Source organism: Micromonospora sp. NPDC048894, assembly GCF_040649765.1.
Taxonomy (GTDB): Bacteria; Actinomycetota; Actinomycetes; order Mycobacteriales; family Micromonosporaceae; genus Micromonospora; species Micromonospora antibiotica.
In genome coordinates, this window is record NZ_JBEZFY010000001.1 from 744,759 (window position 1) to 760,049 (window position 15,291).

General features: G+C 68.7%; 14 protein-coding genes and 4 pseudogenes. 8 read left to right on the forward strand and 10 right to left on the reverse strand.

The genetic code is table 11. The features are described 5' to 3' along the window. Window positions 1-4 precede the first annotated feature (4 nt). From AB0C22_RS03535 to AB0C22_RS03565, 7 genes are all read right to left on the reverse strand, one after another. Window positions 5-967, reverse strand: coding sequence for an ABC transporter permease subunit (locus tag AB0C22_RS03535; protein ID WP_219466374.1), 963 nt, complete (start codon window positions 965-967; stop codon window positions 5-7). Continuing rightward, window positions 964-1,854 (reverse strand): ABC transporter ATP-binding protein, encoded by an 891-nt coding sequence (locus tag AB0C22_RS03540; RefSeq protein WP_357533236.1) that lies wholly within the window; start codon window positions 1,852-1,854, stop codon window positions 964-966. The genes AB0C22_RS03535 and AB0C22_RS03540 overlap by 4 nt, the downstream gene beginning before the upstream one ends. Next, window positions 1,851-2,249, reverse strand: coding sequence for a GntR family transcriptional regulator (locus tag AB0C22_RS03545; RefSeq protein WP_219466379.1), 399 nt, complete (start codon window positions 2,247-2,249; stop codon window positions 1,851-1,853). Before AB0C22_RS03545 ends, AB0C22_RS03540 begins: the two co-directional genes overlap by 4 nt. A gap of 281 nt (window positions 2,250-2,530) precedes the next feature. Further along, window positions 2,531-2,959 (reverse strand): hypothetical protein, encoded by a 429-nt coding sequence (locus AB0C22_RS03550; protein ID WP_357533238.1) that lies wholly within the window; start codon window positions 2,957-2,959, stop codon window positions 2,531-2,533. 96 nt (window positions 2,960-3,055) lie between these two features. Continuing rightward, window positions 3,056-3,226 (reverse strand): hypothetical protein, encoded by a 171-nt coding sequence (locus AB0C22_RS03555; RefSeq protein WP_219466386.1) that lies wholly within the window; start codon window positions 3,224-3,226, stop codon window positions 3,056-3,058. Between the two features lie 477 nt (window positions 3,227-3,703). Then, window positions 3,704-4,966 carry an ATP-binding protein gene (locus tag AB0C22_RS03560; RefSeq protein ID WP_357533240.1) on the reverse strand — a complete coding sequence of 421 codons (1,263 nt, stop codon included), beginning with the start codon at window positions 4,964-4,966 and terminating at the stop codon, window positions 3,704-3,706. A gap of 468 nt (window positions 4,967-5,434) precedes the next feature. Continuing rightward, window positions 5,435-5,575: a hypothetical protein gene (locus AB0C22_RS03565; protein WP_357533242.1), complete on the reverse strand. Its 141-nt coding sequence runs from the start codon at window positions 5,573-5,575 to the stop codon at window positions 5,435-5,437. Between the two features lie 61 nt (window positions 5,576-5,636). On the opposite strand from AB0C22_RS03565, the gene AB0C22_RS03570 reads away from it, so the two are divergent. The 5 genes from AB0C22_RS03570 (at window position 5,637) to AB0C22_RS03590 (ending at window position 8,142) form a co-directional block, all read left to right on the forward strand. Then, window positions 5,637-5,948, forward strand: a complete 312-nt coding sequence (locus AB0C22_RS03570; protein ID WP_357533244.1) for a hypothetical protein — start codon at window positions 5,637-5,639, stop codon at window positions 5,946-5,948. A 6-nt stretch (window positions 5,949-5,954) separates the two neighbouring features. Continuing rightward, window positions 5,955-6,116 (forward strand): hypothetical protein, encoded by a 162-nt coding sequence (locus AB0C22_RS03575; RefSeq protein WP_357533246.1) that lies wholly within the window; start codon window positions 5,955-5,957, stop codon window positions 6,114-6,116. After that, a complete protein-coding gene (locus AB0C22_RS03580; protein ID WP_357533248.1) occupies window positions 6,083-6,589 on the forward strand; it encodes a hypothetical protein in 507 nt (168 codons plus the stop codon). Before AB0C22_RS03575 ends, AB0C22_RS03580 begins: the two co-directional genes overlap by 34 nt. Before the next feature lie 129 nt (window positions 6,590-6,718). Beyond that, window positions 6,719-7,300, forward strand: coding sequence for a sigma-70 family RNA polymerase sigma factor (locus AB0C22_RS03585; RefSeq protein ID WP_357533250.1), 582 nt, complete (start codon window positions 6,719-6,721; stop codon window positions 7,298-7,300). Further along, entirely contained in the window at window positions 7,297-8,142 is an 846-nt protein-coding gene (locus tag AB0C22_RS03590; protein WP_357533252.1) for a hypothetical protein, read from the forward strand. The genes AB0C22_RS03585 and AB0C22_RS03590 overlap by 4 nt, the downstream gene beginning before the upstream one ends. 376 nt (window positions 8,143-8,518) lie before the next feature. Here the strand turns inward: AB0C22_RS03590 and AB0C22_RS03595 are convergent. Beyond that, window positions 8,519-9,302 (reverse strand): annotated as a pseudogene (locus AB0C22_RS03595) (IS256 family transposase); the annotation flags it as partial. 1,093 nt (window positions 9,303-10,395) lie between these two features. Between AB0C22_RS03595 and AB0C22_RS03600 the strand changes: the two are divergent. The 3 genes and pseudogenes from AB0C22_RS03600 to AB0C22_RS03610 form a co-directional block, all read left to right on the forward strand. After that, window positions 10,396-13,446: an ice-binding family protein gene (locus AB0C22_RS03600; RefSeq protein WP_357533254.1), complete on the forward strand. Its 3,051-nt coding sequence runs from the start codon at window positions 10,396-10,398 to the stop codon at window positions 13,444-13,446. Between the two features lie 542 nt (window positions 13,447-13,988). Beyond that, window positions 13,989-14,217 (forward strand): annotated as a pseudogene (locus tag AB0C22_RS03605) (DNA-binding response regulator); the annotation flags it as partial. A 59-nt stretch (window positions 14,218-14,276) separates the two neighbouring features. Beyond that, window positions 14,277-14,414: pseudogene (locus tag AB0C22_RS03610) on the forward strand (universal stress protein); the annotation flags it as partial. A 128-nt stretch (window positions 14,415-14,542) separates the two neighbouring features. Here AB0C22_RS03610 and AB0C22_RS03615 read toward each other — a convergent pair. Beyond that, window positions 14,543-14,917 (reverse strand): annotated as a pseudogene (locus AB0C22_RS03615) (DUF5994 family protein); the annotation flags it as partial. A gap of 3 nt (window positions 14,918-14,920) precedes the next feature. Next, the gene (locus AB0C22_RS03620; RefSeq protein ID WP_357533256.1) at window positions 14,921-15,223 is read right to left on the reverse strand and encodes a LapA family protein; all 303 of its coding nucleotides are present in this window, start codon (window positions 15,221-15,223) and stop codon (window positions 14,921-14,923) included. Window positions 15,224-15,291 lie beyond the last annotated feature (68 nt).

The following is a 15,291-nucleotide window of genomic DNA, read 5'->3' on the forward strand; positions in this document are numbered from 1 at the left end:
CTGGTCAGAACGTGGGGCGGCGGATCCGCCAGAAGACCAGCGCCAGCAACAGCAGGGCCAGCGCGACGAACGTGGCGGTCTCGATGGCCTGGAAGGTCCAGTAGCGTTCGACGGGTTGGTAGACAGCCCACCGTTGGATGCCGTGGTCGTGGAGGTAGACGGTGGGGTCGCCGCCCCCCTCCCGGGCCCTTCCCTCCATGATCACGGCGTCGAGGCCGGTGATGTGGCGGCCGTTGGCGTCGACGAACCCCTGGTCGAGGACCATGTCCCGGGCACTGGTCGTACCGTCGGTGATGTCGCCCGCTCCCGGCACGAAGGCCTGGACGTGGGTGACCGGCGTGCGGAAGTGCGGGCGGATCCAGCCGGCGACGGTGAAGCGTACGGCCAGGAATGCCACGAACGCCACGGCGGCGGCCGGCAGGCTGCGGCGCAGCACCGGCCCGGCTGCGACGCCCAGCGCGAACGCGAACAGGGCGTACGCCATGGGCACGACTCCGGTCAGGTCGAAGCCGGTGATGTCGAACCCGCCCAGCAGGTCGAGTGGCTGCCGGTACCAGGCGACCACCGTGGACAGTCCCGCCGCGAGAAGGACGCTGACGGTGCCGAGTACCAGGATCTTGACGGTCAGCCAGCGCCGGCGCGGCACCGCCTGGGTCCAGGCCAGCTGCCAGGTGCCCGCCTCCAGCTCCCGGGCGAGCAGCGGCGCACCGAGGAAACCGCCGATCGCGTACGGGACGAAGTTGAGCAGGATCAGCACGGTGGTGCTGTAGCCGTGGTCCTGCTGTAGCCGGGCCAGCGCGGATCGGCAGCCCTGGTCCAGCGGTGGCACCAGGCAGTGTGTCGGACCCATCGGGAACAGGGCGTGCATCGGCCGGCCGAGGACGAACAGCGCCACCGCGACGACGCCGACGAAGACCGTCAGTGCCAGGACCTCGGTACGGTGCTGACGCCACATCATCCACGTCATGCGGTCTGCTCCCGGTGTTCGGCGTCGAGGCCGGCGGGCCGGCGCAGATAGGCCAGCACGAGCTCTTCCAGCCCGACGGGGTTCGCCTGCCAGCCGGGTATGACCGGCGTTGCCGCCTGGCGTACCAGCATGGTGGTGTGCCTGTCGCTGTGGCTGACCTCGACCACGGACGGGCCGTGAGGGTCCGCCCCGACCCGTGGACCCAGGAGCAGCCGGTGTTCGGCCAGCAGCGAGTCGATGTCGCCGTCGAGTACGACCCGGCCGTGGTTGATCACCACGAGGTGGTCGCAGACCCGTTCCAGTTCGTGGATGGCGTGGGAGGAGAACAACACGGTCAGCTGGCTGTCGGCGACCGCGCCCATCAGGGTCCGCTGGAACTCCTGCCGGGCCAGCGGATCCAGGCTGGACAGTGGCTCGTCCAGGACCAGCAGGTCGGGTCGCTTGGCCAGCGCCAGCGTGAGCGCCACCTGGGACTGCTGCCCGCCGGAGAGCGCGCCGGCGCGGGCGTGCAACGGGATGCCCAGTTGGGTCAGGCGTCGCGCGGCCAGCCCGTGGTCGAAGCGTACGTTGCAGGAGCGGCCGAAGCGCAGCAGGTCCGCCACGGTGAACTGGCGGTAGAGCGGGTGGTCCTGCGCGAGGAAACCGATGCGGGTCAGGGCCCGCACACTGTTGGTGGCGGGCGATTCGCCGAACACCTCGACCGATCCCGTCGTCGGCGTGAGCAGCCCGACCGCCAGGCGCAGCAAGGTGGTCTTGCCGGCGCCGTTCGGGCCGACCAGGGCGCTGACGCGGCCGGGGGGCAGCTCCAGGGTGCAGTCGCGCAGGGCCCAGGCTTTGCGGTACCGCTTGCCGAGGTTCCTGGTACGCAGCGCGGGGTGGGCCGTCATGCTGACTCCGCAGTCGTCTTGGTCTGGTGGTGGACGCTGGCGAACAGCGCGGCGATCGCCTGATCGTCCAGCCCTGCGGCGTACGCCCTCCGCAGCCAGGTCTGCAGGCCGCTCCGCAAGGAGGTGTAGGTGGCCGGGGGCACCGCAGCCGGCAGCGCGTCGTTGACGAACGTGCCGTGGCCTGGCCGGCCGGTGACGAGGTTCTCCTGCTCCAGCTGGCGGTATGCCTTCGCCACCGTGTTCGGATTGATGGCCAGCGACTCGACGACCTCCCGGATCAGGGGCAGGCGGTCACCGGGTCGCAGGAAACCCAGCAGGACAGCCTGCTGGACCTGGTGGACCAGCTGCAGATACGGCGGTACGCCGGAGCCGGTGTCGAGCCGGAAGTGGAACATCGAGCCTCCCTGCTTTACTAGGGTAGTAGTAAAGCGGTAGGGCTCGCCCGCCGTCAAACCGCGTCACCGCGTACTCGCCGAGACGCAGCTCGACCCGCCGGAACCGGCGCGGGCCGAGGGCGTCCGCGCGGTCGCGGCGGCGGCACGCCGGGAGCTCGGGCTCGACGGCGGCCGGTGTCGCACCCGGTACGGCTGCTGGAGGCGCACGGGGTGATCGTGTTGTCCCTGCCGGACACCGTCGAACGGGTCGACGCGTTCTCACCCTGGCTCGGGTGCGTCGCCTACTCAGGCGGTGTGGCGGTGGGTGCTGTCGGTTCGACGTGGCGGCTGTCCCACACCCACTGGTCGTCGTCGTGGTCGGTCAGGGTGCTGCATCGGTAACGCAGGAGGCCCACGTCCGTGCTCGGATCTTGGCCGCCGGGATGGGGAGGTGTCGGGTCCAGCGCCACGTCCGTGTTGTAGACGAGCCGGTCGGCCAGTCGGTGGTCACGACGGAATCCGGTGCGCCACTGTGAGTCGCCGCCCCAGCCGTGCGACAGGTCGGCCGCCTGCCGGTACCGCCGCCGCCACGCCCAGTACAACGTCGAGTTAGCGGCGAGTACGGGATCCAGGTGGCGGGCACCGGCGCGGACGCTCACGCCGCCCCGCATGAGCAGCAGCGACCCGAGCAGGCACCCCGGCCACCACTGCCCGGCCAGCACCGGCGGCAACTGCGGATCGTCCGCCGGCTCGACCTCGACGATCTCGTGCAGGAACGGATGGAACCCTTCCCCCGCTGGGAACGTGCCGCCGATCGCCGCGACGAACTATTGGTACGCCGAGGACGGGAGCCAGTCCGTGGGATCGTCGGGATCGGTGGCGTGGGGCTGGCTGGGCAGGATCAGTAATTCCATCACCCTGCTCACCGCGTACAACGTCCACAGGTCCTCGTGCGCCAGCGCGACGGCGGCCATCTGCGGCTCGCCGACCTGCCGCAATGCCGTCAGGATCGACGGGTGGGTAGCAACCCGCGGGTCGAGGACGTCCCGATCCCATGCGCTGCCGCTGTAGTCGAGGGTCGGCGCGAACAGGCCGAAGCTGACCCCCTGCCACGCTGTGGGGAGTGCCTGCGCATCGATCGATGGCGTTTGAGTGCGCTCCTGGGCTGGGACAACGGCGATCCGAGGAACGTGGGTTACTCTCTGACATCCCAGGTGAACCTGCGGGGTCGCTAGACTCGGCGCTCACGCCCTCGTAACTCAGGGGGATGGAGCATCGGTTTCCTAAGAATGGCCTCCGCCGGTGTTCGCAGGCCGATGACCTGCGGCTTCTTACTTCTTGGCCTCGTGTGCCGGTCGCTGCGGGGCGCTGCTGGGATCGCTTACTGAAGATCAGCAGGGCCGCGCCCTTTCGGTCCTCGAAACCCTTCAGTCCTCGATGGCCCTGACCGGTTGAGGAGTGACCTGCGGGCGAGGTCAGTCTGCTGCCGGGGCGGGAACCTGCCACAGGGTACTGACCGGCATGGCGCGGAGTTTGTCGCCGAACGGCAGTGTGGCGGTTCCGGTGTGAAGGACGATGCCGGCGATGAAGTCATTGCCGAGGCGGTCGGCGAGTCGGCGTAGCCCGCGGAAGTCGTCGGGTCCGACGGTGGTGGCTGCTTTGACCTCGATCCCGACCACCTGCCCAGCTCGGTTCTCGAGCACCGCGTCGACTTCGTACCTGCTCTGGTCGCGGTAGTGGGACAGATCGACGGGCTGCTCGGACCAGGTGAGCTGCCGGGACAGCTCGGACAGGACGAATGACTCGAGTAACGGGCCGAACGGTGCGCCCGGCCGGAGCAGTGCCCGGGCGTCGGTCGCGATCTCGTTGGCGGCGATGCCCGAGTCGACGAAGATCAGTTTGGGCGCGGCGGTGGCGCGGGTGCCCAGGTTGCGGGACCAGCCCGGGATCCGTTTGATCAGGAAGATCTCTTCCAGGGCCTGGAGGTAGCGGGCGATCGTCGGCCGGCTGAGTGAGAGGGCGGACTCGAGGGAGTTCGCGGCGATGATTGACGCGGATCTGGCCGCGAGGAGGCGTACCAGCTTGCGTAGCTCGCCCTTGTGCTGGATGTCGGACAGCTGGCGGACGTCGCGGTCGATGAGCGCCTGGACGTAGGCGTCGAGGAACCGTTGGCGGCGGCGCGGGTCGGTACGGGTGGTGGCCTCGGGTAGGCCGCCGCGCACTATCCTGGCCGCGTAGTCGGCACGGGTGACGTCCGACTCGTGTCGCAGGTCCGGACCGAGCGTGAAGACGGCGTCGATGAATCCGTCCGGCGCTGCGTCGAGTTCGCCTTGGGAAAACGGCCAGAGTTCGACGGTCTCCATCCGGCCGGGTAATGCGTCCGGGGCGGCAACCATGCCGAACAACCGTGACGAGCCGGTGAGCAGATACCGGCCCGGACGGGGGTCCTCGTCGACTGCTGCCTTGATGGCCAACAGGAGTTCCGGAGCGCGCTGGATCTCGTCGATGACCAGGAGTTCGGCGGAGTCCACGAAGCCGACCGGGTCGGCTATCGCTGCCGCCCTGTCCTGGGCCCGATCAAGATCGCGGCGTTCGGCCAGGCGATCGCCGGCAACGAGGCGGACCAGGGTGCTCTTGCCTGCTTGTCGTGCTCCGTTGATCAAGACGACGCGGGTGTCCGCCAGGGCAGCATCGACCTGCGCGGCGGCGCGGCGGGGGATCAGATGTGGTGCGGACACGGCGTCATCATAACGGCCGCGTTTTCGATCTGCGAGGGCTATGGCTTTCGATCTGCGGCAGAAGGTGCGTTCGGTACGCGGTTATTTGATGTTCGATCTGCGGGCCACGCGGGCGAGCCGGTTCGTGGAAGGAGCCCAGGGCTACGTCGCGTTGTCGTGGGTCGCGGCGAGTTCGGGAAAGGCTTCCTCCCAAGGCTGGCGGAGTTGGGGTGGCAGCCAGAGGGTGGGCCAGAGTTGCCGGAGGGGGTCTCATGTTCTGGTGAAGCCGAGGGCCCGGTATCCGGGCATGCGGCGTGGGAGTGAGGCGGCGAGGATGGGTGAGGCTGGGTCGTGGTAGTCGTGGGCCTCGGCGAGGTCCTTGCCGGGCGCGGCGCGGATGACGCGGCCGGCGCATTGGACGAGTAGGCCGTCGTAGGAGATCGGGCCAGCGAGGAAGAGGGTGTCGAGGGCGTGACCAGCCCCGGAGGCTCAACCGGAGCGGACAACTGCTCCGGTGCCGCAAGTCGTGTCCTGGCCGCGCAGCTCCAGCAGACGTACCAGCCGGGCGTTCTCCGCCCGTAACCGCTCCACCTCCCGGCGAAGATCGACGAATTCGGCCACCGAACCCATGCCGACCATCCTCGCGTAGCGGGCTCCGAACACCCTGACGCCGGTCCGATATCCTCCGCCGATGGCATCGAAGGGCAACGCCGCGCTAGAGGCGATGATCGAGGAAGCCACGGTCGACGCGTACGGCGACGACGAGCAGCTCACCGGCCTGTTCACCATGATCGAGGAGCATCTTTCGGTCCCGTTCACCACTACCGTTCTCGGCGTCGAGGTCACCGTGCGGAAGATCAACCTGACTGCGGACACCATCGTCGCGGTCTGCGCCCGAGGCCAGCACCGGCAGCGGATCGACCTGCTCGACCTGCCGCTGCCCACCCCTACGCCGGACGGCGCCGCGTGGATCGACGCTTACCGGCACTGGGCCGGGAGGTAGGCCGCGATGAGCGAGTACCAGTACTACGAGTTCACCGCCGTCGACCGGCCCCTCACTGGGCGGGAGCGGGCCGAGTTGCGGTCGCTGTCGACACGCGCCGACATCACTGCCACCAGCTTCGCCAACACCTACGAGTGGGCAACTTCAAGGGCGACCCGCGCACGCTGATGGAGCGGTATTTTGACGCGCACCTGCACCTGGCGAACTGGGGAACCCGCCAGCTCATGCTGCGACTACCGAAACACGTACTCGACCCCGCCACCGTGGCCCAGTACTGCCAGGGTGACAGCGCGTCCGCTTGGACTGCCGGCAAGCACGTCATCATCGACCTTCACGACGAGGACGAGGACGGCACCGACGAGTGGGATCTGGACGGCCACGGTCCGCTCGCCTCGATCATCCCGGTCCGGGCCGGCCTCGCAGCCGGCGACCCCCGCCGCCTGGCACCGGGTCGACGAACTCATCGCCACGAAGAGAGCCCGCGAGTACGACACCGCCGTGCAACTCCTCATCGACCTGCGCGATCTCGCCGAAGGCGACGGAGACAGCGGGTTGTTCCAACAACGACTGGCCGAGCTACGGTCGGTGCACGCAAGCCCGGCCTGCTCGAACGCCTCAACCTCGCAGCCCTCGACACCTGACGCTTGGTTCGCCGCCCGGTGAGCTGGCCACCATCGCCTACACGCGCTGCGGCTCTCGCGCCGGCGCCACGGCCTCAGGCCTCGACCGTCGGCCTGCAACAGGGTCGGCGTGGGCGGCCATAGTGTGGTGTGAGGCATCAAGTATGGCCGTCGGACGAGGACCTGTGGTCCTCGATCGCCGCCGGTGACGAGGCGGCGTTCGGTCGGCTCTTTGACCGATACTCCCGCCCGGTCTACAACCACGCGTTCCGGCTGACCGGGTCGTGGTCGACGGCTGAGGACGTCACCCAGGCGACGTTCCTCGTCGCGTGGCGCCGCTGGCACAACGTCCGCCTGGTGGACGGATCGGCGCTGCCGTGGTTGCTGGTCGTCGCCACGAACGCGGTCCGCACCGAGCGGCGGTCGGCGCGCCGGTGGTTGGCGCTGATACGGCGGCTGCCGGTGGAGCGGTACGCCGATGGTGACCTTGCCGATGAGGTTTCCGCGCGGCTCGACGATGAGCGGCGGATGACCGAGGTCCTCTCGGTGGTCCGCAGGTTGCCGCCGGCCGAGCGGGAGGCGGTGGCGTTGTGCCTGTGGTCCGGCGTGTCGTACCCGGACGCGGCGGCCGTGTTGGGCATCAGCGAGGTGGCGGTGCGGTCGAGGGTGAGCCGCGCGCGCAGCCGCCTGGCCCGTCTGATGCCGGAGAAGATCCAGGAGGGGAAGCGGTGAACGACATTCTCGACCTGCCCGCGGAGCGGGACCTGCCGCCGGAGGCCGCGCTTGCGATACGGGCCCGGATTCTCGGCTTCGTGAGCCCGCCTCCGCCGCGTATTCCACGACTGCGGATCGCCATTGCTGCGGCGGTGCTGCTGGCCGTGGCGTCCGGTGCTGCGGCGGTGGTGCGGGACCGGCCGGAGCGCTCGACCATGCAGGTGCTGGCCATGGGACCCGGGGAGCTGTCGCCGACGCTGCGGGAAGCGGCCGAGCGGTGCCTGCAGTGGAACTCCCCGCAACGACAGACCCGGCAGAATCCGGGTGAGCGACCCGTCCCGGTGTCCCTGGCCGACCTCGCGGTGGCCACCGAGCGAGGTGACCGCACACTGGTGTTGTTCATGAACGACGTCGGCTACGCCACCTGCGACGTGGAAGGGACGGGAACAGCCCGGGAGTCCGGCGGGGGCGCCACCGAGCCGTGGCCGCACGGCGCCTGGCTGCCCGGGCCGGTGCAGCGGCTGCTGCTGGCCTCCACCGAGTCCGACGGCGGGGACGTCAGCATCAGCGGCCGGGCCAGCAGCCGCGTCCACCGCCTCGTCCTCGACCACGGCGACGGCCACACCACCACAGCACGACTTTCGCGAGGCGCGTTCGGCCTCATGACCAGTGACGCAAGACTCAAAGCGAGCAACGACCCTCAACTGGTCAGCTACGACTCCGGAGGGACCGAGATCGACAGGCGCCCGCTGTTCCAGGCCGAGGACCAACTCGAGCACTGCTACACGGGCCCCGACGGGAAGCGGATCTACGGCAAACCGACCAGCGACTGCCGTCCTGCCGAGAAGTGGGGGCGATAGCCACGATCGGAGGCTGACCGCTGACCGGGGACGTGGGTCGTCACTCGCGGACCAGCCCCGGCGGCAGCGCGTCCTCGTCGAGTCGGACATGGCGGGCATTGGCCACGGGGTCGCGTTCGAGGGTGTGGATAAGTGGCGCCGGGCCGCCGACGCAGGTCCAGGTGTCGTCCCAGAGCGCGGAGACCAGCTGTGGCGTTTTCGGCTCTGTCTCACTACGCAGTCCCCTGACTTTTAGGTAGCTCGCTGACGCCAAGATTCGGGCGATGTCTACTAGTTTGTCGGCGAGCACATCGATGATCCGAGGTCGAGTTGTGTCAACGCGGTCACGTCCGCGCTGGTGGTGTGAGAGACGGCCATCGCGTGATCCGGTCTGATGTTATGCGGCGATCGATGTCGCGTCGGTCTGGTCGGTGTCGTGTTGGCTGCTGTCGACGGTGATCAGGCGGGCTTTGGTGAGGAGTTCCAGGTCCATGTAGCGGCGGCCTTCGGTCCATTCGTCGGTCTGCTCGGCCAGGACGGCGCCGACGAGGCGGATGATCGCCGCCCGGTTGGGGGAAGATCCCGACGACGTCGGTGCGGCGGCGGATCTCCTTGCTCAGGCGTTCCTGTGGGTTGTTCGACCAGATTTGGCGTCAGATCTCGCGCGGGAAGCCGGTGAAGGCGAGTAGGTCGTCGCGGGCGGCGTCGAGGTGCTCAGCGGCGGCCGGGAACTTCGCCTCGATCGTGGCGACGACCCGCCCGTACTGGGCTGCGACGGCTTCGGCATCGGGCTGGTCGAAGATCGTGCGGATCAGGGTGGCGACCCAGGGTTGCGCCGACTTGGGCACTTTCGTGAGTAGGTTGCGCAGGTAGTGGGTGCGGCACCGTTGCCAGGTCGCGTCGGGCAGGGCAGCGCCGATCGCGGCGACGAGGCCGCAGTGGGCGTCGGAGATGACGAGCTGGACCCCGGACAGTCCGCGGGCGGTCAGTGATCGCAGGAACGCCAGCCATCCCGCGCCGTCCTCGTCGGAGGCGACGTCGATGCCGAGGACTTCACGCTGGCCGTCGGCGTTGACCCCGACCGCGATCAGGGCGTGGACGTTGACCGTGCGTCCGTGTTCGCGGACCTTCATGGTCAGGGCGTCCATCCACACGAAGGTGTAGTGGGCGGCGTCCAGGGGAGGTCGGCGTAGTCACTGCCCCGCCGACGGTCAACGTCAGGGCTAATGTCACTCATCGATGGCTCCCGCTGGTCGTCGTCCGCTGGCTGGGTCAGCGCCGTCGGCCAGATCAACCGATCAGGTGGGCCGTGATCCGCTCAGGTCGCGCTGCGGGCCAGGTGGCCGCCTGCGGTGCCGGGCCGAATTCAGTCACGGCCTCGTGGCCTGTTGAGTTACGCCTGATCCTTCATTCGCCGAACCCGGCGTCACGGAGCGCTCCTTTCCGGCCTGCTCACATGCCTCTTGCCCTAGTCTGGGCCGACCGGGGGGCCGGCCAGGGCCGATCGCGGGGATTGCGAGCCAGCGCAGCAGAGGCCGGTTCGACCGGGGCATGGCGGCGCGCAGAAGTGGCGGGTGGACCCGTGTGCCGCTCGCCCGCATACGGGGTTCCCCCGGCCCGACGGCAGTCGACCCGCACCCGGCCCGACGGGGTCCTCGCGGGCAAGGTGTACAGCGCCCCCGCCAACCGTGCGCCGGGCGGCAGCCCGGCCACGATCTCGATCAGGGTTGGTCAGGCGCAAGCGGGCACAAAGAGGGTCCAAGGGTGGCCGACCGCCGACTTCGACCCCACCGCCTGCCGCCAGCGTCACCCTGTCGAGTGCGGCTTCAACCAGCTCGAACACCGCCGGGCGATGGCCGCCACGTTCGATCATCTCGCTGTGAGCGACCAGGCCACGCTTCGCGTCGCCGCGATCAACTCATTGCTCCGACCCGAGCTTTGAGACGCGGCCAGCAGGACTGGCCGAGCGATATGAAGACCTATCTGGTTACTGCCGTTTTAGCGCATTTGGTCGTTTTTAAACACCTTTGCACCGATACACTCCGGCCCGAGGCTTTTGGGATGCTCATCGCGAGCGTCGGTACAGCTTTCGCGTTCTGAATCTCTGCCCGCTGGCGGGCTCTATTGGTGGGGGAATCCGTGTCGAGATCCGTTTCGCTCGCGTATCGCGTGCGTCGTCGGTCCACTGCGACGTTGATGGCGGGGGCCGTCGTCGCTACGACGATCCTTGTCGGCGTCTCGGGGGCGCCGGCCTGGGCTCAGTCTCCGGTGCCGTTGGGGACTGCCGAGACCTATGGGGTGTTGGCCGGTCAGGCGGTCACCGACGTTCCGCCCCCCGTCGGTCCTTCGGTCATCAACGGGGACCTGGGTGTCTGGCCGGGCACGTCAGTCACCGGGGCTCCCGTGGTGAACGGCGCCACGCACGTCGGTGACGCAGCGGCGATGCAGGCCCAGTCCGATCTGACCACGGCGTACAACTTCGCCGCGGCCGAGCCCACGACCAGCACGGTAGGCGAACTCGGCGGGCAAACCCTGGTCGCCGGGGTGTACACGTCACCCGCCACCATGTCTCTGACCGGCACCGTCACGTTGGACGGGCAGAACGATCCCAACTCGGTGTTCATCTTCCAGGCGGGGTCCGATCTGATCACCGCGGTTGACAGCCGGGTCAGCCTGGTCAACGGCGCCCAGGCGTGCAACGTGTTCTGGCAGGTCAGCAGCTCGGCGACCCTGAACACCCGGACCGTCTTCGTCGGAAGCATCCTGGCGTTGCAGTCGGCGACTCTGGGCGAGGGAGCCACCGTCGCCGGACGGGTGCTGGCCCGCAACGGTGCCGTCACGCTGATCCACAACACGATCACGCGACCGTTCTGTGCCGCATCCATCGCGCCCCCGACCATCTCGAAGGCCTTCGAAGATGCGACGATCCCGGTTGGCGGGACGACGTCGTTGAGTTTCACTCTCACCAACCCCAACGCGGGTACCTCGTTGACCGGGGTCACTTTCACCGATGCGCTACCCGCCGGGCTGGTGGTGGCCACTCCGAATGGTCTGACTGGTTCGTGTGGTGGTGGCACGATCGCCGCGACGGCCGGTGGTGGCAGCATCAGTTTGGCTGGTGCGACGTTGCCGGCTGGTGGGAGTTGCACGTTCTCGGTGAACGTCACCGCTACGACCAGCGGTACGAAGGTCAACACGACAAGTCCGGTGGACTCGAACGAGAGTGGTCCGGGCGCCGTCGCGTCGGCGACCGTCACGGTCGGCGCGGCGGTCGTCGCGCCACCGACGATCGCCAAGGCTTTCGATGACGCGACCATTCCGGTTGGCGGGACGACCGCGCTGGGTTTCACCCTCACCAACCCGAACGCGGATACGCCGCTGACCGGGGTCGGTTTCACTGACGCGTTGCCTGCGGGGTTGGTGGTGGCCACTCCGAATGGTCTGACTGGTTCGTGTGGTGGTGGCACGATCGCGGCGACGGCTGGTGGTGGCAGCATCAGTTTGGCTGGTGCGACGTTGCCGGCTGGTGGGAGTTGCACGTTCTCGGTGAACGTCACCGCTACGACCAGCGGTACGAAGGTCAACACGAGCGGCCCGGTGGACTCGAACGAGAGCGGCCCCGGTGCCGTCGCTTCGGCAAGCGTCACGGTTGCCGTCGCCACACCACCGACGATCTCCAAAGCCTTCGGGGTCACGACCATCGCCGCAGACGGGACGACATCGCTGAGCTTCACCCTCAGCAACCCCAACGCGAGCACGCCGTTGACCGGAGTCAATTTCACCGATGCGCTGCCTGCGGGGTTGGTGGTGGCCACTCCGAATGGTCTGACTGGTTCGTGTGGTGGTGGCACGATCGCCGCGACGGCTGGTGGTGGCAGCATCAGTTTGGCTGGTGCGACGTTGCCGGCTGGTGGGAGTTGCACGTTCTCGGTGAACGTCACCGGCACGACCAGCGGTACGAAGGTCAACACGACAAGTCCGGTGGACTCGAACGAGAGCGGCCCGGGCACCCCCGCCGCGGCGAGCATCACCGTCAGGGTTGCGGGAGCACCGACGATCGCCAAGGCATTCCAGGACCCCACCATCCCGCTCAACGGAACGACGGCGCTGGAGTTCACCCTTACCAACCCCAACGCGAACACGACGCTGACCGGTGTCAGCTTCGTCGACAACCTTCCTGCGGGGCTGGTGGTCGCCACTCCCAATGGCGCGGAGACCGACTGCGCCTCCGGCACGATCACTGCGACTGCCGGGAGCAGCACCATCAGCCTGTTCGGCGCCACCCTGCCGGCCAACGCAAGCTGCACCGTGTCAGTCAACGTCACCGGCACAACCACCGGAACGAAGGTCAATACCACCACTGCCGTCACCTCGGTTCAGAGTGGTCCGGGCGCCCCTGCCTCGGCAACCGTCACCGTCGGCGCGGCGGTCGTCGCGCCACCGACGATCGCCAAGGCTTTCGATGACGCGACCATTCCGGTTGGCGGGACGACCGCGCTGGGTTTCACCCTCACCAACCCGAACGCGGATACGCCGCTGACCGGGGTCGGTTTCACTGACGCGTTGCCTGCGGGGTTGGTGGTGGCCACTCCGAATGGTCTGACTGGTTCGTGTGGTGGTGGCACGATCGCGGCGACGGCTGGTGGTGGCAGCATCAGTTTGGCTGGTGCGACGTTGCCGGCTGGTGGGAGTTGCACGTTCTCGGTGAACGTCACCGCTACGACCAGCGGTACGAAGGTCAACACGAGCGGCCCGGTGGACTCGAACGAGAGCGGCCCCGGTGCTCCTGCCTCGGCAAGCATCACAGTCGGCGCTGTCGCAGCACCGACGCTCGCCAAGGCATTCCGGGACGACACCATCCCCCTGAACGGGACGACGTCCCTGCGCTTCACCCTCCGCAACCCCAACCCGGCGACGTCGCTGACCGGAGTCGGTTTCGTCGACAACCTGCCTTCGGGTCTGGTGGTCGCCAATCCCAACGCCGCGCAGACCAACTGCGCCTCCGGCACGGTCACCGCGACTTCCGGCGGCAGCAGCATCAGCCTGGCCGGAGCGACCCTGCCTGCCAACGAGAGTTGCACGGTGTCGGTGAACGTCACCGGCAAGACCGCGGGGAAGAAGGTCAACACGACGGCCGCTACCTCGATCGAAAGCGGTCCAGGCTCTCCTGCCTCGGCAAGCATCACGGTCCGTAAGGGCATGCTGCCCGTCACCGGCAGCCGGATCTCGACCTACGCCACGGTCGCACTGACCATGCTCGGCCTCGGTGGAATGCTCATCGTGATGAGCCACCGGCTGGTCCGGCGTAGGCGCCAAATCGCCTAGTGCCTCGTCCTGAGCGTTGATCGTGTAATCGGTCGGGGTTCTCAGGACCTGTCGGGGTATCGATGGCCGATGCGGCGCAGGGCGATCGTCGGCGATGTCCGCCCAGGGGCAACCGGCGCCGGACATGCCCCCTGTTGAGGTGACCAAAATGGAGTGGGGGCCGCACCGAGACGAATCGATGAGCAGACCCGCGATTGGGTCTGCGTCATTCACCCGGTGCGGCCTCCGTTCCCTCGGCCAGCCGTTCTCCTGCTGGTTACTGGCCAAGCTGCGTGACTACCTGATCGAGTCGGGCTCAGTCACGGCGATCAGAGTCGAAACGATCCGGCGGATCCTGCGCGAGCGAGGGGTGTCCTGGCAGGCCACGAAGATGTGGAAGACCAGCAACGGCCCCCCTGGCCACGCCTTGGCGGCCCGCAACCCGTCCGACTACGGCCACCCTGATCAACCTCGGCATGCTCCTGTTCATGGACGAGGAGGCAGGCGCGGTCGTGCCGATGCTGATGCTCGGAGCGTCGGGCTGGCGGCGGCGCTGCTGTGGGTTGCCGCCCACCTACACCGACGAGGGCCTGCAGGCCCGCCGCCAGCGAACCGGCCTCCCGTCCTCGTGCTGTCCCAGTACGTCGAGCAGCTCTACGCCCGCGAGTTGCTCGCCGGCGGGCAAGGCGCCATCGGCAACTGCTCTAGGACCGGGTCACCAACACCGAGCAGTTCATCGACACCGTGCGCCGGGTCGCCGCCGGCGGCACGGTCATGGACCCGCACGTCATCGTGACGTGGCCAGAGGAGGTGCGCCCGTCCAGTTCACCACCCACGTGGTACGAGGGCCTCCGGCTCAGGCGCTGCTGGACGCCGCGGACCGTGCGCAGTTGCTGGTGGTGGGCAGCCGGGGACACGGCGCCTTCGCCGGGATGCTGCTCGGCTCGGTCAGCCAGCACTGCGTACAGCACGCGTCGTGCCCGGTGCTGCCACCCTCGTTGTCCCACACTCCGTACGCGTCGGAGCCGGTCGTCGCCGCGGCCTGGGGCCCGACCGGTGCGCTGGCCAGGATGTCGGGCGCGCGCCTGAGGTTGGTCGGGTCGGCGGCGGCCGCCATCGCCCACTCGGCTGCCGCGCGTGGCATGCCGGGCGGCGCCACCAGCAAGTCGACCTGGACGTCGCGGCCAGTGGTGGCGACCAACAGGGCGGGGTCGAGGGTGTCGAACCAGCCGATCCGGACCACGTCCGGTCCGATGGTCAACCGGCGGATACGGCTTTCCCAGGTGCGGAGGTTGAGCATGAGATGCCGGATCCGACCATGGCGTTCGGACAGGGCGAGGACGAGACCGGGGAGTTCGGCGGCCGGGTCCCGGGACTGCGGCCACCACCCGCCGTCCAGGATCGCCCGATCCCGGACAGGGGCGAGGACGAGCCGGGGCGCGGACGGCGCCGACTCGGGGGGCGTGGGGGCTGGTCGCGTGGTGACGGACATGGCTCATCCGTCCTCCCGGGTCGGGCGGGGCGGCAGCGGGACGCGAGCGATGCCGGTCGTCGACGGAGGAGTCGGACCGGACCCGGCCGGGCCGTCGGGCCGCGTGCCGGCACGGCCGAGCATCCTCAACTGCACGATCCGGGCGGTGCCGGGCAGGGCGACGAGCAGGACCCCGAAGACCGCGGCCAGCAGCAGCGCCACCCCTATCGGCAAGGTGCCGTGAGCGCCGAGGAACGACACCTCGGCACGTTGCCCGTTCTGCAGTACGAAGACCAGGAGCAGCAGGAGCACGAACGCGAACACCACGGCAGCGACCCACAGGCCCCCGATCCGTGAGCGCTTCACCGACGGTCGCGGGGGTACCGCGCGGGAAG